The 18916-nt window shown below is 66.0% G+C and carries 16 protein-coding genes and 1 pseudogene; 3 read left to right on the forward strand and 14 right to left on the reverse strand.

The annotated features are described in order from the left end of the window. Positions 1 to 127: 127 nt before the first annotated feature. From GSQ95_RS01470 to GSQ95_RS01525, 12 genes and pseudogenes are all read right to left on the reverse strand, one after another. Positions 128 to 709: pseudogene (locus tag GSQ95_RS01470) on the reverse strand (DUF4337 domain-containing protein). Positions 710 to 767: 58 nt separating this feature from the next. Further along, on the reverse strand, positions 768 to 2027 hold the full coding sequence (locus GSQ95_RS01475; RefSeq protein WP_178118390.1) for an acyltransferase: 1260 nt from the start codon (positions 2025 to 2027) through the stop codon (positions 768 to 770). Between the two features lie 161 nt (positions 2028 to 2188). Continuing rightward, entirely contained in the window at positions 2189 to 3067 is an 879-nt protein-coding gene (locus GSQ95_RS01480) for an SMP-30/gluconolactonase/LRE family protein (RefSeq protein ID WP_158891473.1), read from the reverse strand. 11 nt (positions 3068 to 3078) lie between these two features. Further along, positions 3079 to 3897, reverse strand: coding sequence for an NAD(P)-dependent oxidoreductase (locus tag GSQ95_RS01485; protein ID WP_158891471.1), 819 nt, complete (start codon positions 3895 to 3897; stop codon positions 3079 to 3081). A 96-nt stretch (positions 3898 to 3993) separates the two neighbouring features. Continuing rightward, complete coding sequence (locus GSQ95_RS01490) at positions 3994 to 5190, reverse strand: hybrid sensor histidine kinase/response regulator (protein ID WP_158891469.1); 1197 nt, start codon at positions 5188 to 5190, stop codon at positions 3994 to 3996. Then, complete coding sequence (locus GSQ95_RS01495; RefSeq protein WP_158891467.1) at positions 5183 to 5770, reverse strand: chemotaxis protein CheB; 588 nt, start codon at positions 5768 to 5770, stop codon at positions 5183 to 5185. The genes GSQ95_RS01490 and GSQ95_RS01495 overlap by 8 nt, the downstream gene beginning before the upstream one ends. Position 5771: 1 nt before the next feature. After that, on the reverse strand, positions 5772 to 6590 hold the full coding sequence (locus GSQ95_RS01500) for a protein-glutamate O-methyltransferase CheR (RefSeq protein WP_158891465.1): 819 nt from the start codon (positions 6588 to 6590) through the stop codon (positions 5772 to 5774). Positions 6591 to 6593: 3 nt separating this feature from the next. Beyond that, positions 6594 to 10130, reverse strand: coding sequence for a response regulator (locus tag GSQ95_RS01505; protein ID WP_158891463.1), 3537 nt, complete (start codon positions 10128 to 10130; stop codon positions 6594 to 6596). 260 nt (positions 10131 to 10390) lie between these two features. Continuing rightward, on the reverse strand, positions 10391 to 10549 hold the full coding sequence (locus tag GSQ95_RS01510) for a YqaE/Pmp3 family membrane protein (RefSeq protein WP_007159763.1): 159 nt from the start codon (positions 10547 to 10549) through the stop codon (positions 10391 to 10393). Between the two features lie 359 nt (positions 10550 to 10908). Next, complete coding sequence (locus tag GSQ95_RS01515) at positions 10909 to 12678, reverse strand: acyl-CoA dehydrogenase C-terminal domain-containing protein (protein ID WP_158973731.1); 1770 nt, start codon at positions 12676 to 12678, stop codon at positions 10909 to 10911. Between the two features lie 185 nt (positions 12679 to 12863). Beyond that, positions 12864 to 14669 (reverse strand): phenylacyl-CoA dehydrogenase, encoded by a 1806-nt coding sequence (locus GSQ95_RS01520; protein ID WP_158894364.1) that lies wholly within the window; start codon positions 14667 to 14669, stop codon positions 12864 to 12866. 145 nt (positions 14670 to 14814) lie between these two features. After that, positions 14815 to 15138 carry a thioredoxin family protein gene (locus GSQ95_RS01525; RefSeq protein WP_158894361.1) on the reverse strand — a complete coding sequence of 108 codons (324 nt, stop codon included), beginning with the start codon at positions 15136 to 15138 and terminating at the stop codon, positions 14815 to 14817. A 164-nt stretch (positions 15139 to 15302) separates the two neighbouring features. On the opposite strand from GSQ95_RS01525, the gene GSQ95_RS01530 reads away from it, so the two are divergent. After that, on the forward strand, positions 15303 to 16637 hold the full coding sequence (locus GSQ95_RS01530; RefSeq protein ID WP_158894358.1) for an MFS transporter: 1335 nt from the start codon (positions 15303 to 15305) through the stop codon (positions 16635 to 16637). A gap of 71 nt (positions 16638 to 16708) precedes the next feature. Further along, entirely contained in the window at positions 16709 to 17131 is a 423-nt protein-coding gene (locus GSQ95_RS01535; RefSeq protein WP_093254960.1) for a DUF1810 domain-containing protein, read from the forward strand. On the opposite strand, the gene GSQ95_RS01540 is transcribed toward GSQ95_RS01535, so the two are convergent. Then, positions 17128 to 17715: a cupin domain-containing protein gene (locus GSQ95_RS01540; RefSeq protein WP_158894355.1), complete on the reverse strand. Its 588-nt coding sequence runs from the start codon at positions 17713 to 17715 to the stop codon at positions 17128 to 17130. The two genes, GSQ95_RS01535 and GSQ95_RS01540, sit on opposite strands and share 4 nt — an antisense overlap. A gap of 69 nt (positions 17716 to 17784) precedes the next feature. Continuing rightward, positions 17785 to 18486, reverse strand: coding sequence for an alpha/beta fold hydrolase (locus GSQ95_RS01545; protein ID WP_158894352.1), 702 nt, complete (start codon positions 18484 to 18486; stop codon positions 17785 to 17787). Positions 18487 to 18598: 112 nt separating this feature from the next. Here GSQ95_RS01545 and GSQ95_RS01550 point away from each other — a divergent pair, with 112 nt between their 5' ends. Further along, positions 18599 to 18895: a hypothetical protein gene (locus GSQ95_RS01550; protein WP_158894350.1), complete on the forward strand. Its 297-nt coding sequence runs from the start codon at positions 18599 to 18601 to the stop codon at positions 18893 to 18895. Positions 18896 to 18916 lie beyond the last annotated feature (21 nt).

An 18916-nucleotide genomic window follows, 5' to 3' on the forward strand; every position in this document is an offset into this window, starting at 1 on the left:
CGTAACAAAGTCGATGATTTGTAACGTATACGAAACCTGATGCTCCAGGTAAAGCCAATTCTATCGTTGTATCAAATCGTGCCTTTTGAAAGCGCCTGATGGTCGCTAGGTGTCATCACCTGAATGGCTAGACGTGCAGCAACGCCAACATCCCAACCGCCACTCCTCCCCCCGCCACCCCATACACCGCCGCCTACAGCCAGCGTCGCCGGGTCAGCAGGGTGATGGCGGCCAGGGAGATGGCCACCTGCATCAGCATGGTGGCCTGGGCCCAGCGGTGGTGGCGGTGGAGCTGGGTTTCGCTCAGGGCTTCGTTGGCATCGACCTTGGCCTCCAGGGCTTCGGCCTTGGTGCGGATCTCGGCCTTCTGCTGGGCGTAGCGCTGGCTGTCCTGGGTGAAGCGCTGGGCGGTGTCGGGGTTGGTCGCGAGGGCAGCGCCCAAATCGGCAAGGTTCTGCTTTTCGCCCTTGGCCTGGTAGTAACCCCATTGGTTGGCGGCTTCGGTCTTGGCGATGGCTTCTTCGTTCTTGTAGTAGAGCGCCAGGCTCTCGGCGTTGCCGCCCTGGTAGGCGCAGAGGGCGCCTAGCGTCGCCAGGATGGCGGTGGTGATGGCGATGCGGCCGGTGAGGCTATCACGGCAATGGGCGCCGTGGGCGGCATGTTCCACCTCGTGGTCGTGGGGGCCGTGAACTTCGTATTCGCTGGACAAGACTCAGCTCCGCTGCGGATTCCTGCGGCGAGGCTAGCCCAGTCGGCTTAAGGCCTTCTTAAGACTGGGGCAGCCGCGCCTGCAGCCAGCGGCGCAGGGGACCGGCCACCCAGCGCTGCATGGCCAGGCCGAGCAGGACGATAAGCACCAGGTGCAGAGGCAGCATCCAGCCGGGTATGGGGATGGGCAGGGCCAGCACTTCGCCGACGTCCTCCGCCAGGTCTTCCAGGCTGTCGCCGGCCAGGTGCATCCAGCCCAGCAGGGTGCGGGTCCAGGGTTCGAGCACGCCGATCAGCGGGGTGTGGACGGCGAAGATGCACAGCGAGGCCTCGCCGAGGCGCTGGGCCAGGCGGCGCACGCCGGCGCGGCCGGGTTCGCCGAAGGTGGCGCAGGCCAGCAGCACCGCGGCCTGGAAGGGCGTCAGCAGGCCATTGTGGACCAGGTAGAACCAGCGGCGGCCATCGCCTTCCAGCAACAGGGCGCCCAGCCACAGGCCGGTCAGGCCGAACAGCAGCAGCGGCACCCGCAGGCGCTGGGTCGTCTCGGCCACCCAGGGCTCCTGCACGGCGCGATAGAGCAGGATGCCGAGCAGGAATTCCGGCAGGCGGATCAGCGGATTGCGGTGGATGACGCCCACCGTCACGGTATCGAAGGCCTGGGCCCAGGTGGCCACCAGCGGGCCGAGCAGATAGAGCCCCCAGAGCACGGCGGCAGCCAGGGCCCAGCGGCGCAGGCGCATCAGTCGCGGGCCGAGCAGCGGGAACAGCAGGTAGAAGAACAGCAGCGCCGAGATCGACCAGGCGGCGCCGTTGAGCCAGAGAAAGCGCGGTTCCCAGGATTGCAGCAGGAGCAGTTGCAGGAGCACGTGGGTGGTGGCGGCGAGCCAGGACAGCGGCAGCATCTCGTCCAGTGCGCTGCCCTCCTCCAGCTGCAGATAGGGATGCTGGTTGTAGTAGACCGGCACCCCGTGTTCCAGCCAGGAATCCTGGGACAGCCAGTAGGACAGCCCCAGCGCGACCAGCAGGGTCAGCAGGTGGATGGGATAGAGGTTGCACAGCCGCCGCAGGACGAAGCCACGGGAGCTGCCCTTGAGCGCGCCCTGGCGATCCAGACTGACGTGGGCCAGCAGGAAACCGGAGAGCAGGAAGAAGGTGCTGGTGGCGAAGAAGCCCATGCCGGCCAGGCGGCGGAAGGCATCCGGCAGATCGCTGTAGAGCCCGCCCAGGTGGTAGACGACCATGTACAGCGCCATGAGGAATCTCAGCCATTCCAGGCCGTAGTAACGGGCGGTGGGGCGGCTTGCGGTTGAAGAGGTCATGGCGGCGGTTTACGGCGGATAGGATCTGATTATAAGCCGCCTGGGCGGGAGCCCTGCCGATGCTCATGACAAAAGCATGACAACCGGTTTCCCGAGGTTACCCGGCGCCGCTCAGGACGCCGCCGTCCGGCAGTCCGGCGGCCTCTTGAACCGGGACCGCTTCAGCCGGCGAAGGCAGGCTCCGGCAACCCCTGCACGCCTGGGTCCAGGGCGAACAGTCCACCCGCCAGCGGCTGATCGCTCAGATCGCCACCCGGACGGATGGAGGTCACGAACAGGGTGTCCAGGTTGCGTCCGCCAAAGGCGCACATGGCCGGCTTCCTGACCGGCACGGCCAGGGAGCGATCGAGGCGGCCGTCGGGCGTGAAGCGATGGATCAGACCGGCATCGTTGCCGCAGATCCAGTAGCAGCCGTCGACATCCACAGCAGCGCCATCGGGCCGGCCGGGATAGGCGTTCATGTCGACGAATAGCCGCCGGTTGCCGGGTGTGCCCGAGTCGGGATCGTAGTCGAACGCCCAGATCAGCTGGCGGCTGGGATGGGAGTCGGACAGATAGAGGGTGCGACCATCGGGGCTCAGGGCCAGGCCGTTGGGCACGATGAGGTCGTCCAGCAGCAGCCGGGCGCCCTCGCCGGCCGCATGGCTGTAGAGGCGCCCAGCCGGGACGCCCTGCGCCATGTCCTGCACCATGGTGCCCACCAGGAAGCGACCCTGGCGATCGCAGCGACCGTCATTGCATCGCATCACCGGCTGGGCATGGTCGAGAGCGACCAGGCACTCGCCGCTGAGTTGGCCGGACGCCTTGGCCTGCAGGGCGAAGAGGCCGCTTTCCAGACCGGCGAGCCAGCCACCACCCTCACGGGCAGCGATGCAGGCGAGCATTTCCGGTGCGCTCCAGCTGTCCAGGGCGCCCGTCGGGGTCCAGCGGTGCAGCCGTTTGGCCGGGATATCGACCCAGTAGAGCGCCTGCTCGGCAACGTGCCAGACCGGGCACTCGCCAGTGGCGTTGCGGGCATCGACGAGCAATTCGGCAGTCATGGCGGCCCTCCTCAGTCGTCGAAGGGACCGGTGGCGACGAAGGCACCACCCTGGTAGACCATCGACGGATCGTCCGCCGCCGGCATGGGCTGGGCCTCGACCTTGGCGCGGAATTGCTCGGAGTTGTCCTTGGGCTGGAAGCCCAGGTGTGCGGCCAGGCGGTTGTCCCACCAGCTGTCGCGGTTGTCGGAGGCACCATAGACGATGGTGTGGCCGACGTCCGGGGTGGTCAGGCTGCGCAGGATGAGGTCGGTCAGGTCTTCGTAACTCAGCCAGGTGGCGAGCATGCGGCGATTCTGCGCCTCGGGGAAGGAGGAGCCGATGCGAATGCTCACCGTCTCGATGCCGTAGCGATCGAAATAGAAGGTCGCCAGGTCTTCGCCAAAGGCCTTGGACAGGCCGTAGTAGCTGTCCGGACGCTGGGGCACGCTGGCGTCGATGCGCTGGTCCTGGCGATAGAAGCCGATGACATGGTTGGAGCTGGCGAAGACGATGCGCTTCACCCCATGGCGCCGCGCGGCCTCGTAGAGATTGAAGGTGCCGCGGATGTTGGCTTCGAGGATGGGTTCGAAGGCGTGCTCGGTGGAGATGCCGCCGAAATGCAGGATGCCATCGACGCCGTCCACCAGGGCATGGACGCCAGCCTTGTCCGCCAGGTCGCAGGTCACCACCTCTTCCGCTGGTCCCTGGGCCGCATCCATCGGCGCGATGTCGGACAGCCGCAGGATCTCGGCATGGGCCTTGAGCCGCTGGCGCAGCTCCTTGCCCAGGCCGCCGGCAGCGCCGGTCAGCAACAGACGGTGGAAAGGTGATGAGGAGACTTCGGACATGAGCGGGCGCCTTCTTATGGAGTTATCTGGCAAGAGGTACGACATCCCACCTCTTTTCGCGATTCTCGCGGGCGCCTGGGGTCCTGTCAATGCTGCCTAGGTCGGCAGGCAAGGCAGTCGCAGGCGGAAGGTCGCACCCTGCCCGGCGATGCTTTCCACGTGCAGGCTGCCATGGTGCGCCTTGACGATCTGGTCGGCGATATAGAGGCCCAGGCCCAGGCCGGCGATGTTCTCGGTGCCACTGGCGCGCTCGAACTGACGGAAGATCAGCGCCTGGTGCTCCACCGGGATGCCGATGCCGTGGTCCTTGACGCTCAGCTCCACGTCGGCGCCATCGCTGCGCAGGGAGATCTCCACCGGCCGCCCGGCGCCGTATCTCATGGCGTTGGTCAGCAGGTTGGTGATCACCTGCTCGATGCGGAATTCATCCCAGTAGCCAGGCGCCGGGCCTTCCGCGTGCAGCTCCACCGGGCAACCGGCGGCGGCGAATTGCGAGGCGAAGCTGTCGACCACGGTGTTGACCAGGGCGGCGAGATCGCACTGCGAGGGGCGGATGGACAGCTTGCCGGTGCGGATGCGCGAGATATCGAGCATGTCGTCGATCAGGTGCACCAGGCGCTGGATCTGCCGCTCGTCGCGCTCGGCCATGCCGGCCAGCTTGTCGGGGGTGAAGGCCTCCAGCTTGCCCTTGTCCAGGTACATGCGGCGCAGCTGGGCTTCGAGCATCAGGGTATTGAGCGGCGTCTTGAGTTCGTGGGAGACCATGGACATGAAATCGTCGCGGGTACGGACCGCCTGCTGCAGCTCGACCTGGGTCTGGCGCAACTCGGTGAGCAGGATTTCCTGCTCCTGGCGACTCTGCTCCAGGGCCACCAGTTGCTCGGCCAGGCGCTTGCGGTGCCAGTAGAGGTCGACGAAGACCCGGGTCTTGCTCTTGACCGCATGGACATCGAGAGGCTTGTGCAGGAAGTCCACCGCACCGCTCTCGTAGCCCTTGAAGGCGTAGTTGAGGTCGCGGCCGGCGGCGCTGACAAAGACGATGGGGATGTGCCGGGTCTTTTCCAGGCCGCGCATCATCTCCGCCAGTTCGAAGCCGTTCATGCCCGGCATCTGCACATCGAGGATCGCCAGGGCGAATTCGTGCATCAGCAGGAGCTCCAGCGCGGCCTCGGCGGAGCTGGCCTGGAAGATCTCCAGCGCCTCGCTGCGCAGCAGGGCTTCCAGTGCCAGAAGATTTTCCGGCAGGTCGTCTACGAGCAGGAGCTTCGCCTGTTCGACGGGTACTTCAGCCATGGTCGCGTTCCAGCTCGATGAGCAATAGATGGATGCCCGGCACATCCAGCACGAAATCCGGGTGGAATCTCTTCAGCGCCGCCTCGGGCATGGTCGGCACCTCGGCCGATTGCGGCGACTGGACGACGGTGACCGCTCCATTCTGAGCCAGGGCGTGCAGGCCGCTGGCGCCGTCTTGGTTGGCGCCGGTGAGCAGGATGCCGCAGACCTGCTCGCCCAGGGCATCGGCCGCACTTTCGAACAAGACATCGATGGACGGCCGGGAAAACTGCACCGGCTCGTCACGCGACAGCGACAGGGTGAAGTCGTCCTCCACCAGAAGGTGATAACCCGGCGGCGCGAAATACAGGGTGCCGGGCAGTATAGCGTCCTTGTCCTCGGCTTCGCGTACCCGCAAGGCCAGTCGCTGCTGAAACAGCTCGGCCAGGCGCGAATTGCGATCGTCCGGCAGGTGCAGCACCACCGCCAGCGGCAGGCGATAGCTGGCCGGCAGGGTCGAGAGCAGGCGCAGCAGCGCCTGCAGCCCGCCGGCAGAGGCTCCGATGACGATGAGGCGCAACGGTTTCAGGGGCGGGAACATGCTAGAGCCTGCGGAACAGCCGTTCCTGCTTCACCACCGGCTCGAAGTGGCTTGCATAGGCGGAGAAGTCCAGCGACTCCTTGCTGCCCAGGCCGAGAAAGCCGCGGTGGCTGAGGGACTCGTGGAACAGGCCGAGCGCCCGATTCTGCAGATTCTTGTTGAAGTAGATGAGCACATTGCGGCAGGACACCAGCTGCGTCTCGGAAAAGACGCTGTCGGTGGCCAGGCTGTGGTCGGCGAAGGTCACGTTGGCGATCAGCGACTTGTCGAACAGGGCGCCGTCGTAGGCCGCGGTGTAATAGTCGGAAAAGGCCCGGGTGCCGCCGGCCTTCTGGTAGCTGGCGGTGTAGGCGCGCATCCGCTCCAGCGGAAAGATGCCCTGGCGAGCCTTTTCCATGGAGCGCGGATTGATGTCGGTGGCATAGAAGAGCGTACGGTCGAGCAGCCCTTCCTCCTGGAACAGGATGGCCATGGAGAAGACTTCCTCGCCGGTGCTGCAGCCGGCGATCCATACCTTGAGCGAGGGATAGGTACGCAAGACCGGCACCACCTGCTGGCGCAGGGTGAGGAAGTAGCCCGGATCGCGAAACATCTCGCTGACCGGGATGGTGATGAATTGCAGCAGCTCGGCGAACAGCGCCGGATCGCGCAGGACCCGCTCCTGCAGCATAGAGATGCTCGGGCAGTCGAAGCGCGTCAGCGCCTGCAGCACCCGCCGCTTGAGCGAGGCCTTGGAGTAATTGCGGAAGTCGTGGCTGTATCTCAGGAAGATGCCTTCCAGCAGCAACCTCAGCTCGATGTCCTGCAGCCGTTCGCTCATGACCTACAGCCGCTCCAGCGACGGCATCCAGACACGGATCAGCGAGAACAGCCGGTCCAGGTCGATGGGCTTGGCCAGGTAGTCGCTGGCGCCGGCGGCGAGGCAGCGCTCCTGGTCATCCTTCATGGCCTTGGCGGTGATGGCGATGATCGGCAGCTTCTTCATGTGCGGCCGCTTGCGGATCTCGCGCATGGCTTCGTAGCCGTCCATCATCGGCATCATGATGTCCATCAGCACCAGGTCGATGGTGTCGCTGTTGTCGAGCTTCTCCAGCGCTTCCAGGCCGTTGCGGGCGATCTCCACCTTGGCGCCCTTCTGCTCCAGGGCACTGGTGAGGGCGAAGATGTTGCGCACGTCGTCGTCCACCAGCAGCAGGGTACGGCCGTCGAAGGCCTTTTCGCGGCTGCGGGCGCTTTCCAGCATGCGCTGGCGATCGAGCGGCATGTCGGCCTCGATCTTGTGCAGGAACAGGGTCACTTCGTCGAGCAGCCGCTCCGGCGAGCGCGCGCCCTTGATGATGATGGAACGCGAATACTTGAGCAGCGCCGCTTCTTCGTCGCGGGTCAGGCTGCGACCGGTGTAGACGATCACCGGCGGGAAGGAGCAGATGTCTTCGCTGGCCATGCGCTGCAGCAGCTCGCCCCCTTCCATGTCGGGCAGCTTGAGGTCGATGACCATGCAGTCGTAGACCTCGTCGCGCAGCAGTTCCAGGGCCTGACTGCCCATCTCCACGGCGGTGATCTCCACGTCCACGTCGCCGATCAGCTTGGCGATGCTGTCACGCTGCAGGGCGTCGTCTTCCACCAGCAGCACCCGCTTGATGCCGGCGGCGAACTTGGCTTCCAGCCGGGTGAAGGCCTCGCGCAATTCGTCGCGGGTGGTGGGCTTGATGGCGTAGCCGACCGCGCCCATGTGCATCGCGGTCTCGATGCGATCCGAGGCCGAGACCACGTGCACCGGGATGTGCCGGGTCAGGGGATTTTCCTTGAGGCGCTCCAGCACCGTGAGGCCGGAATGATCCGGCAGTCCCATGTCCAGCAGGATGGCGTCGGGACGGTATTCCAGTGCCGCGGCGAAGCCTTCCTCGGCGCGGTGGGCGATCAGGCAGCTGTACTTCAGCTCGTGGGCCAGATCGAAGAGGATCTGCGCGAAGGGCACCTCGTCCTCGATCACCAGCACTCGACGATCCGGATAGGGCCAGCTATCCCGGTCGTCAGCGAAGGCAGCTGCCACAGGCGCCGCTGCCTCGGTGACCGGCGGCGCTGCGGACGGACGCGGGGTAGCGGCCAGGGTGGCGAGAGGCGCAGGTGCTGCAACCGGCATGGTGGCTTGCGCCGGGGCCATGATCGGCGTCACCGGCAGACCGGGCGCGGCGGCTTCCTGGTACTCCAGCGGCAGGCGCAGGGTGAAGGTACTGCCCTCGCCCGGCTGGCTGGTGACGCTCAGGGCGCCACCCAGCAGCAGCGCCAGGTCGCGGGAAATCGATAACCCCAGACCGGTGCCGCCGTAGCGACGGGTGATGGCGCCGTCCGCCTGGCGGAAGGCCTCGAAGATCAGCTCCTGCTGCTCGGCGGCGATGCCGATGCCGGTATCGCTCACGGCGAAGCTGGGCTGGCCGTCTTCCAGCGACAGGCGCAGGGTCACCTGGCCGTGCTCGGTGAACTTGAAGGCGTTGGACAGCAGATTCTTGAGGATCTGCTCGACCCGCTGGCGATCGCTGAAGAAGGTCGGCGGCATCCGCGCATCCAGCTCCACCACGAAGGCGACACCCTTGTTCTGGGCCACCGGCTCGAAGGCGGTCTTCAGGGCTTCCACCAGGCGGCGCACGGACATCTGCTCCGGGCGGATCTCCAGCATGCCGGCCTCGACCTTGGAGATGTCGAGGATGTCGTTGATCAGGGTGAGCAAGTCGTTGCCCGCCGAATAGATGGATTCGGCGTAGCGCACCTGCTCGGCACTCAGGTTGCCCACCGGGTTGTCCGCCAGCAGCTTGGACAGGATCAGCGAGCTGTTCAGCGGCGTACGCAATTCGTGGGACATGTTCGCCAGGAATTCGGACTTGTACTGGCTGGCGCGTTCCAGCTCGCGCGCCCGGTCTTCCAGCAGTTGCTGGGCTTCGTTGAGGCGATTGTTGCGGTCGTCCAGCACGTCGCGCTGCTGCAGCAGTTCCTGGGCCTGCTCGGAGAGTTGCTCGTTGGTCTGCTCCAGTTCGGCCTGCTGCTGCTCCAGATGAACCTGGGATTCCTTGAGCGCCTGGGACTGCTCTTCCAGCTCTTCGTTGGCGGTGCGCAGCTCTTCCTGCTGTACCTGGAGCTCTTCGTTGAGTTGCTGGGTTTCCGCCAGCACCTGCTGCAGCCGCTGGCGATAGCGCGCGGCTTCCACCGAGGAGCCGATGGAGTCGGCGATCAGGGTCAGCAATTCTTCGTCCTGCGGACGCAGGGCGCGCAGGAAGCCCAGTTCGACCACGCCATTCACCCGACCATCGTTCTCGATGGGCACGATGAGCGCCGCACTTGCCTGGCGTTCGCCCAGCGCCGAATTGACCTTGAGGTAGTCGAGGGGCAACTGGTCGAGCGCCACGAGGCGCCCGTCCAGCACGGCCTGCCCGGCCAGACCCTCGCCCGGAGAAAGGCGCTGGCGCCGGCGACGACCCTCGTCGTCGAGGGCGTAATCGGCGACCCGCTCCAGGCTGCCGTCATCGAGCCGAACATAGAGGGCACCGGCCGCGGCGCCGAGATAGCGCGCCAGGAATTGCAGGATGCTCTGCCCCAGCGGCGCCAGCGTCGCCTGACCGATGACCGCTTCCGACAGCTGATTCTGGCCGGAGCGGAACCAGCTCTGCCGCTCCAGATTGTCGGTGTGCTCGGCCTGTTGATCGAGCAGGCGGGTGTAGGTCGCGGAAAGCCGCATGAGTTCGCGGCGTCCGAAGAAGGCCATGATGCCCGAGAGCAGCAGGCTGACGATGAGGAAGGCGGCGACGAACACCACCGTCATGCGGCTGGCCGTCACGGTCCGCTCGGCGCGCATCTGCTCTTCGTAGGCGATGAAATCCGTGTAGTCGCGACGGATGCTGTCGATGCGATTCTTGCCCTGCCCATCGCTCAGCGGGGTCTGGAAATCCCCGCCACTGCGCCGCGCTTCGATCACCTGGCTCGCATACTGTCGCCATTCACGATGCACCGCTTCGATCCGCTCCAGTCGGCGGATCTGCACGGCACTGTCGCTAACCAGATTCTTCAGCTCATCCAGTTGCGGCTCGACATTGGGCAGGGCGCGCTCATAGGGCTGCAGAAAGCTGTCGTTGCCACTCAGCAGATAGCCGCGCATCCCGGTTTCCAGATCGACCACCAGGCGGAAGTTGGCGTTGGCCTCGCTGATGACGCGGTCGGTGTGCTCGACCCACTGGGTGACCTTCAGCAGGTAATAGATGATGGCGATGAAGAAGATCGCGCTGAAGACACCGATGCTCAGCGGCAGGGAAAGATTGCGCTTGAGGATCTGGCTGAAGTGCTTCTGATCGAGGGGCGACTCGCGATTCATGGGGTCTGAAAGCCTTGTACAGGACAAAACGGTCGGCGACGGCAAAGCCTCGGCCTGCGGAGGGGTGTCGTCACTGACCGCGGCGCAACCGACGGTCGATCAAGGATCCGACAGGGGCTGGCCGAAAGGCCTCGAACAGGGCCATGGAAGGCACCCGCCTGGCACAGGCGTCTGCCCTCTGGCTCCTTTCGCCCCGGTCGGCGCCGACCCTCGGGTCAGCCAGGCGATCGCGGCATTCGGGCCGCCATCAGACCGCAGGTTCAGCGACGGGCAATCACCCAGACGGCATGGATGATACCCGGAATGTAACCCAGCAGCGTCAGCAGGATGTTGAGCCAGAAGGCGCCGCCGAAGCCGACCTGGAGGAAGACGCCCACGGGCGGCAGGATGATGGCGAAGATAAGGCGGATGAGGTCCATTTCAGGCTCCAGTAGCGGGCAGGCAAGAAGATGCCTCTAAGACTGGCAGGGCCTGAATCAGGTTCCAGCAGGCAATAAAAAACCCCGCCGAAGCGGGGTTTCGCAGACTTAACCCGACATCCTTGTCAGGCCGCCAATCCTTGGCCATCTATCCCTGTAAGTCTCTGCCCGACATCCGTGCCGGGGGGCCATCCTGGCCACATTTCCTTGAAATCATCTGGAGCGCTGGGTACATCCTGTACCGCGATCCGATGGGTGTAGATTACGCAGCTATCCGAGGCCAGGCGATGGCTTATCGCGGCGACGTGGTGTAAGCCATAGCTTACACGACATGGCTTTTTACCTTGCCGGTCAACAGCTTAGAACGCCTCCTCGGCCAGGGCGTAGAGCGGCTGGGCGCCACTGCGCACGGCCGCAGCCAGGCTCAGGGTGCGCGGTAGCAGACGAGCGAAATAGAAACGCGCGGTGGCCAGCTTGGCTTCGGCGAAGGTCGCCTCCTGATCCGCCGCGGCGGCCGCCGCCCGGGCCCAGAGGTAGCCATAGGCGACATAGCCGAACAGGTGCAGGTAGTCCACCGAGGCGGCCCCCAGTTCGTGGAGATCGCTGGCGCCGGCCTGCAGCAGCCATTCGGTCGCCCCGTCCAGCTGATCCAGCGCCTGGCGCAGGGGTGCGGCGAATTCGTTGTCCGCCGGCAGATCGCTCAGATAGCCATGGACCTCTTCGCTGAAGGGCCGGTAGAGGGCGCCGCGACTGCCGGCCAGCTTGCGGCCGACCAGGTCGAGGGCCTGGATGCCGTTGGTGCCCTCGTAGATTTGGGTGATGCGCACGTCGCGCACCAGCTGCTCCTGGCCCCATTCGCGGATATAGCCATGGCCGCCGAACACCTGCTGGCCGGCGACGCAGAGTTCCAGGCCGAGATCGGTGAGGAAGCCCTTGGCCACCGGGGTGAGCAGCGCCACCAGGGCCTCGGCGCGCTCGCGCTCGGTCGGTTCGGGACTGTACTTGGCGGTGTCGAGCTGCAGGGCGACATAGCTGGAGAACAGCCGGCCGCCTTCGTTCAGGGCCTTCATGGTCAGCAACATGCGCCGCACATCGGGATGGACGATGATGGGATCGGCGTTCTTGGCGGCCTGCTGGATGCCGGCCGGCGAACGACTCTGCAGGCGCTCGCGGGCATAGGCCAGGGCATTCTGGTAGGAGCGCTCGCTCGAACCCAGACCCTGGATGCCGACGCCCAGGCGCTCGTAGTTCATCATGGTGAACATGGCGGCCAGACCCTTGTTGACCTCGCCCACCAGGTAGCCCACCGCGCCGTCGAAGTTCATCACGCAGGTAGCGGCGCCCTTGATGCCCATCTTGTGTTCCAGAGAGCCGCAGGCCACGGCATTGCGCGCGCCCAGGGCACCCGCCTCGTCCACCAGGATCTTGGGCACCAGGAACAGCGAGATGCCCCGGGAGCCGGCCGGAGCATCGGGCAGCTTGGCCAGCACCAGGTGGATGATGTTCTCGGTGAGGTCATGCTCGCCGGCGGTGATGAAGATCTTGGTGCCGGTGACGCGGTAGCTGCCGTCGGCCTGGGGCTCGGCGCGGGTGCGGATCAGACCCAGGTCGGTACCGGCATGGGGTTCGGTCAGGCACATGGAGCCGGACCACTGGCCGCTGTAGAGGTTGGGCAGATAGGCCTGCTTCAGTTCCGCGCTGCCATGGGCGTGCAGGGCCAGACAGGCGCCGGCGCTGAGCATCGGATAGAGACCGAAGGCCAGGCAGCTGGCGTGCATCATTTCCTCGACCTGGGCGGTGAGCACCTTGGGCATGCCCATGCCGCCGTATTCGGGATCGCCACCGACCCCGACCCAGCCGCCTTCGGCAAAGGCCTGGTAAGCCTGGCGGAAGCCCTGGGGCGTGGTGACCTCGCCATCCTGCCAGTGGCAGCCTTCCTCATCGGAATTGCGATTGAGCGGCGCCAGTTCCTGGGCGCACAGCTTGCCGGCTTCCGCGAGGATGGCATCGGCGGTCTCGCCGTCCACCACCTCGGCCAGGGCAGGCCACTGACTCCAGCGATCCTTGACCTTGAGGACGGCATCCAGCACGAAACGGATATCGCGAAGCGGCGGGGTGTAGTCAGCCATGTCGAGTCTCCTCGGAAGGTGTTCTTGTCGGTATGAGTCGAGTGTAAGACCGAACCGAAAGGGAGACATAGGTTCATGATCTGACCTTCTGGTCAGCCGATCAGAGGTCTGCGACGGCTGGATTTTCGAGGGCGCGAAAAGACAAAAACCCCGCCGGAGCGGGGTTTTCAGTGGGACTGCGACCTTTAGTAGCCGAGGGCGAAGTCTTCCTCGGCCAGGGCCATCAGGCTGCCGGCGCCGGCCAGCAGCGCCTCGGCGTGGGCGCGGGTACGGGGCAGCAGACGCTCGTAGTAGAAGCGCGCGGTGGCCAGCTTGGCCTGGTAGAAGGCGGCCTCGTCGGTGCCGGCGGCCAGCTTCTCGGCCGCGACCCGGGCCATGTCGGCCCAGAAGTAGGCCAGGCAGACATAGCCGGAGTACATCAGGTAGTCGACGGCGGCGGCACCCACCTCCTCGCGATCCTTCATGGCGGCCATGCCGACCTTGAGGGTGATCTCGCCCCACTCCTTGTTCAGCTTGGCCAAGGGTTCGACGAAGGCCTTGAGTTCGGCGTTTTCGGCATTGGCCTGGCAGAACTTGTGCACCACCTTGGTGAAGGCCTTGAGGGATTCACCCTGGGTCATCAGCACCTTGCGACCCAGCAGGTCGATGGCCTGGATGCCGGTGGTGCCCTCGTAGAGCATGGCGATACGGGCATCGCGCAGGTTCTGCTCCATGCCCCACTCGGCGATGTAGCCGTGGCCGCCATATATCTGCACGCCGTGGCTGGCCGCCTCGAAACCCACCTCGGTCATGAAGGCCTTGGCAATGGGGGTGAGGAAGGCCATCTGGGTCTCGACCTGCTGCTTCTGCTCCTCGTCCTGGCTGTACTTGAGGATGTCCACCAGCTTGGCGGTGTAGTAGATCATTGCCCGGCTGCCTTCGGCGAAGGCCTTCATGGTCAGCAGCATGCGGCGCACGTCGGGGTGCACGATAATGGGGTCGGCGGGTTTCTCGGGGGCCTTGGGACCGGTCAGGGATCTCATCTGCAGCCGCTCGCGGGCGTACTTCAGACCGCCCTGGAAGGCCACCTCGGCATGGGCCAGGCCCTGCAGGGCGGTGCCAATGCGGGCGAAGTTCATGAAGGTGAACATGCAGTTCAGACCGCGATTCGGCGGGCCGATCAGGAAGCCGGTGGCGCCATCGAAGTTCATCACGCAGGTGGCGTTGCCGTGGATGCCCATCTTGTGTTCGAGGGAGCCGCAGTGCACGGCGTTGCACTCGCCGGCCGCGCCGCTGGCGTCGGGCAGGCGCTTGGGCACGATGAACAGCGAGATGCCCTTGGTGCCAGCGGGGGCGTCGGGCAGGCGGGCCAGCACGATGTGGACGATGTTCTCGGCCATGTCGTGTTCACCGGCGGAGATGAAGATCTTGGTGCCGGTGATGGCGTAGCTGCCGTCCGCGCGCGGCTCGGCCCTGGTGCGCAGCATGCCCAGGTCGGAACCGCAGTGGGGTTCGGTCAGGCACATGGTGCCGGTCCACTCGCCGGTCACCAGCTTTTCCAGGTAGGTGTGCTTTTGCTCGTCGGTGCCGTGCTGCTCCAGGGTGTTCATGGCGCCGTGGGACAGGCCGGGATACATGCCCCAGGACCAGTTGGCCTGGCCGACCATTTCCGACAGGGAAATACCGAGGGACTCGGGCAGGCCCTGGCCACCGTGGGCCGGGTTGTGCGCCAGGCTCGGCCAGCCGCCCTCGACGAACTGGGCATAGGCTTCCTTGAAGCCATCGGGGGTCTTCACCCCCTCTTCGCTCCAGGTGCAGCCCTGCTGGTCGCCGATGCGATTGAGCGGCGCCAGCACCTGTTCGCAGAACTTGGCGCCTTCTTCGAGGATGGCGGAGACCATGTCGGGAGTGGCGTCGCCGCAACCGGGCAGGCTCTGGTAGTGCGCGTCATAGCCCAGGAGTTCGTCGCGAACGAAGCGGATGTCCCGCAGGGGGGCTTTGTAATCGGGCATGACTGTTACCTCTTTACGAATGCTTGTTGTCGAGGGTGGCGGCAGCGTCGCTGCGGACCTTCCGCCAGGGCGTTTAAACAGTTGTTTGAAACTAATGTTCCAGGCCTGCCCTGTCAAGCGTGGCGAGGACGAGCGGAACGACCGGTCAGTCCGCTTCGGCCAGGGCTTCGCGCAGGGCTGCCGCCGTCGTCGGGCGCACCAGCCGCGCCAGTTCCCGGCCGTCCTTGAAGACGATCAGCGTAGGCCAGAGCTTGACCCGAAAGGAGCGTCCCAGGCGGCGGCCGGGGCCGTCCTCGACCTTGAGATGGCGCACGCCGGGGTAGTCCGCGAGCGCCGTGGCCAGCAGCGGCTGGGCGGCACGGCAGTGGCCGCACCAGGGTGCGCCGAACTCCAGCAGGGTGACACCCGGCAGGGCGTCGACCTCGGTGCGGGCGGGCTCCTTTTCCGCATAGGTGGTCGTCATGGTCATGGCGGGGCTCCTGAAGTCGGTTCCAACGGTGGACAAGTCGCTGGCGGGACTGCTCGGTCACGGGAAAAGGATTAGGGTCGAAGCTGCGGTACGCCCCGATCTCTCGACAATAAAACAAGGCGCTCCATTTCTGCCTCCGTCTCCGCCCTTTCCCGAGGCCCGCCATGAGCCAGACAGCGACTTCCGTTTCACCCGCCACCCTGCGCAAGGTCATCTCCGCCGCGTCCATCGGCAATTTCGTCGAATGGTTCGATTTCGCCCTTTATGGGTTTCTCGCCACCCTGATCGCCGCACACTTCTTTCCCAGTGGCGATGCCACCGCCGGGCTGCTCAAGACCTTTGCCGTCTTCGCCGTGGCCTTCGCCTTCCGGCCACTGGGCGGTATCGTCTTCGGCCTGCTGGGTGACCGCATCGGCCGTAAACGGGTCCTGGCGCTGACCATCCTGATCATGGCCGGCGCCACGGCCCTGATCGGCATCCTGCCCAGCTACGCCACCATCGGCATCTGGGCACCCATCCTGCTGACACTGATCCGTTGCGCTCAGGGCTTTTCCGCCGGCGGCGAATACGCGGGTGCCTGCGCCTACGTGATGGAGCATTCGCCGCGCGATAGACGCGGACGCTATGGCAGCTTCGTGCCGGTCTCGACCTTTCTCGCCTTCGCCAGCGCGGCCCTGACCGCCTGGGGCCTGGAGCGGCTGCTGGGCGCCGCCACCATGGCCGACTGGGGCTGGCGCATTCCCTTCCTGGCCGCCGCGCCGCTGGGTCTGATCGGCCTCTACCTGCGGCTGAAGCTGGACGAGACCCCGGCCTTCCAGGCCCTGGAAGCCGACCATGAGGTCAGCCATTCGCCGCTGGGCGAGACGCTCAGGCTGCAAGGCCGTTCCATCCTGCGCCTGGGCGCCTTCATTTCGCTGACGGCGCTGTCCTTCTATATGTTCACCACCTACTTCTCCACCTACCTGCAGCTGGCCGGCGGCTTCGACCGGGCCGCGGCGCTGGCCATCAGCCTGATCACCCTGTTCGCCGCCGCAGCCGCCTGCCCGGTGCTGGGGCGCGTCACCGACCGCATCGGTCGGCGCATGACCACGGTGCTGGCCAGCCTGGTCCTGGCGGTGGGCGTCTATCCGGCGCTGCTGCTGGCCAGCAGTGGCCAGTTCGGCAGCGCCCTGCTGGGTTCGCTGCTGCTGGGCGCCGGAGCCGTACTGTGCAACGTGGTGACCGCGCCGCTGCTCAGCGAGGTCTTCCCGACTCGCACGCGTTACACCGCCGGCGCCATCACCTACAACCTGGCCTATACCATCTTCGGCGGCACCGCCCCGCTGATGGCGACCTGGCTGATCGGCGCCACCGGCAGCAACCTCTCGCCAGCGCTCTACCTGATCCTGATCGCCCTGCTGGGTCTGGTCGGTGGCCTGAGCCTGCCGGAAACCTCCCGGATCGATCTGGACGACGTCAGCGAAGGCGGTGAGGTCAGCTATCGCGCGGTGCGCAGCTAGACCGCCCGTCTCATGACCGGCACTTCCTCCGGGTCCATCTGCCGATAGGCAAAAGGCCCGGAGTTTCCCCCATGCCCGCCACCCACGATCTGCAACGCTTCCTCGACGCCCAGGCCGACACCTACGCCACCGCCCTGGCGGAGATCCGCGCCGGGCGCAAGCGCAGCCACTGGATGTGGTTCATCTTTCCGCAGATCCAGGGACTGGGTCGCAGCGAGACCGCCCAGTACTACGCCATCGCCTCCCGTGACGAGGCCAGTGCCTACCTCGCACATCCGCTGCTGGGATCGCGCCTGCGGGAGATCACCGCGGCGGCGCTGGAGCATCCCGAGCTGTCCGCGACCGCGCTGTTCGGGCAGCCGGACGACCTCAAGTTCCACTCCAGCCTCACCCTCTTCGCCGCCGTGGCCGAAGATCCCGAGCCCTTTCGCCAGGCGCTGAAGACCTTTTTCGCCGGTCAGCCCGACGAAGCCACCCTGACGCGACTCTGCTAGCGCCAGAGGGCTGGCAGTGCACCGTCGTGTCCGGTCACCGGATCGCTTGCCGGCAAGGGCACCCCGGCGATCAATCCGACCGAGCGGGCGTGGGTGGCCGGGTCGGCGCGCTGGGTGATGAAGGCCTGCTGATCGGGCGGATAGGCGCCGACCACCAGAAAGTCCGCACTGGATTCCAGATTGCGGTGTCCGGTGCCCGCCGGTAGCACCACCACATCGCCCGCGGTCACCTGCACATCCTGCCCCATCTCGCCGCCCAGGCGCAGGCTAGCCTGACCGCGCGCCACGCCCAGGACTTCATGGGCATTGGGATGATAGTGATGGTAGCTATAGACGCCGTAGCGCCATTGCGGCGGCCAGGCGTTGCCAGCGAACAGTCGCTCCAGCGCCGCCGCGCGGTCGACACCCTCCAGCGGCACCTGGCGATAGAGCAGCACGGGCAGGCGGCTATTGGGGATGACGCCGTCGTCGGCGAAGTGCAGCTGCTCGGGCTGACCGGCCCCCACTGGCGCGGCCAGCGCCACGGTGGTGGGGGCGAGACCCAGCACCAGGGAGAGGATGGACAGTGATGGGCGATGCGCCATGCGGGACTCCAGAGGGCTTTGCCAATGGAGGCCCGCCTGGCGCCGGGGTTCAGCGTCCGCGACGAGGGGTCAGGCCAGCCACTCCCGCAACAGCGCCGTGGTCCGCTCCGGCAACTCCAGCGGCGGCAGGTGGCCGCAGTCGTCCAGCACCACCAGATGCGAGCCCTGGATGCCGGCCGCCATGAGTTCGGCTTCGGCGGGCGGGGTGAGCTGGTCCTGGGCGCCGACCACGATCAGGGTAGGCACCTGGATCTGAGCCAGGGTCGGCCGCGAATCGGGGCGGTCGATGATCGACTGCTGCTGGCGCAGGAAGGCCTCCTTGCCCACCGCCTTGCCCATGGCCAGCACGGTATCGGCCACCGGCGTGCCCAGTCGCGAGGCATGGATCAAGCGTGGCAGCAGTTGCGGACTGATGCCGAGAAAGCGACCGCGCTCGGCCAGGTCGAGCATGGCGCGACGCTGGGTGGCACGCTCGGGGGTATCCGGGCTGGCCATGGTGTCGAACAGCGCCAGTCGCGTCACCCGCTCCGGCGCCTGGCGCAGGATCTCGAAGGCCACAAAGCCGCCCATGGACAGGGCGCCCAGGGCGAAGCGCGGCGGCGCCTCGGCCAGGACCCGGCGGGCCAGCGCGGCGATGCCAACCTCGCGGGTGAGGTCAGGGATGAATACTGGGCAGGTGTCGGCCAGGTCGGCAGCCTGGGTGGCCCAGAGGCGCTGGTCACAGAGCAGGCCGGGAAGCAGGATCAGGGGTAGCGCGTCGGTAGCTGTCATCACTAAGAACTTGAGAGAAACTGCGGAAAACGCGCAGTGTAGCGCGGATCAACCGCGAACCCGGCGGGCTTCGCGGGTTCCAAGGGACATTGCCAAGGATCTGGAAACATCCATGCGTACTGAAGGCTTCTTCGACTGGCTCGGCGCGGCGCTCGGCCAAGTCATCCGTTTCATCATCGACCTGTTCGGCTCGGTCCTCGGCGGTATCGCCGATGCCGTGCACGAATTTCTCCATGGCATGGCGCGCTCCATCGGCATGGACGACTCCTATATCAGCTTCGTGGTCCTGGCCATCGGCCTGCTGCTGCTCTACGCCGCGGTACGGGCCTTCATGGCCCGCTCGATAGTGGGCGGCGTCATCTGGCTGGTCCTGGGCCTGATGATGATGGGCTGGCTGATTCGCGGCTGACTGGTAGCCAGGCCGGCGGCC

This window comes from Pseudomonas sp. BAV 4579 (assembly GCF_009765395.1).
In the GTDB taxonomy this organism is placed as follows: Bacteria; Pseudomonadota; Gammaproteobacteria; order Pseudomonadales; family Pseudomonadaceae; genus Chryseomonas; species Chryseomonas aestiva.

Excerpts from the sequence above, each read along its gene's own strand:
- GSQ95_RS01475 (WP_178118390.1), bottom strand. The coding sequence starts at position 2,027 with ATGACCTCTTCAACCGCAAGCCGCCCCACCGCCCGTTACTACGGCCTG.
- GSQ95_RS01480 (WP_158891473.1), bottom strand. The coding sequence starts at position 3,067 with ATGACTGCCGAATTGCTCGTCGATGCCCGCAACGCCACTGGCGAGTGC.
- GSQ95_RS01485 (WP_158891471.1), bottom strand. The coding sequence starts at position 3,897 with ATGTCCGAAGTCTCCTCATCACCTTTCCACCGTCTGTTGCTGACCGGC.
- GSQ95_RS01490 (WP_158891469.1), bottom strand. The coding sequence starts at position 5,190 with ATGGCTGAAGTACCCGTCGAACAGGCGAAGCTCCTGCTCGTAGACGAC.
- GSQ95_RS01495 (WP_158891467.1), bottom strand. The coding sequence starts at position 5,770 with ATGTTCCCGCCCCTGAAACCGTTGCGCCTCATCGTCATCGGAGCCTCT.
- GSQ95_RS01500 (WP_158891465.1), bottom strand. The coding sequence starts at position 6,590 with ATGAGCGAACGGCTGCAGGACATCGAGCTGAGGTTGCTGCTGGAAGGC.
- GSQ95_RS01505 (WP_158891463.1), bottom strand. The coding sequence starts at position 10,130 with ATGAATCGCGAGTCGCCCCTCGATCAGAAGCACTTCAGCCAGATCCTC.
- GSQ95_RS01510 (WP_007159763.1), bottom strand. The coding sequence starts at position 10,549 with ATGGACCTCATCCGCCTTATCTTCGCCATCATCCTGCCGCCCGTGGGC.
- GSQ95_RS01515 (WP_158973731.1), bottom strand. The coding sequence starts at position 12,678 with ATGGCTGACTACACCCCGCCGCTTCGCGATATCCGTTTCGTGCTGGAT.
- GSQ95_RS01520 (WP_158894364.1), bottom strand. The coding sequence starts at position 14,669 with ATGCCCGATTACAAAGCCCCCCTGCGGGACATCCGCTTCGTTCGCGAC.
- GSQ95_RS01525 (WP_158894361.1), bottom strand. The coding sequence starts at position 15,138 with ATGACCATGACGACCACCTATGCGGAAAAGGAGCCCGCCCGCACCGAG.
- GSQ95_RS01530 (WP_158894358.1), top strand. The coding sequence starts at position 15,303 with ATGAGCCAGACAGCGACTTCCGTTTCACCCGCCACCCTGCGCAAGGTC.
- GSQ95_RS01535 (WP_093254960.1), top strand. The coding sequence starts at position 16,709 with ATGCCCGCCACCCACGATCTGCAACGCTTCCTCGACGCCCAGGCCGAC.
- GSQ95_RS01540 (WP_158894355.1), bottom strand. The coding sequence starts at position 17,715 with ATGGCGCATCGCCCATCACTGTCCATCCTCTCCCTGGTGCTGGGTCTC.
- GSQ95_RS01545 (WP_158894352.1), bottom strand. The coding sequence starts at position 18,486 with ATGACAGCTACCGACGCGCTACCCCTGATCCTGCTTCCCGGCCTGCTC.
- GSQ95_RS01550 (WP_158894350.1), top strand. The coding sequence starts at position 18,599 with ATGCGTACTGAAGGCTTCTTCGACTGGCTCGGCGCGGCGCTCGGCCAA.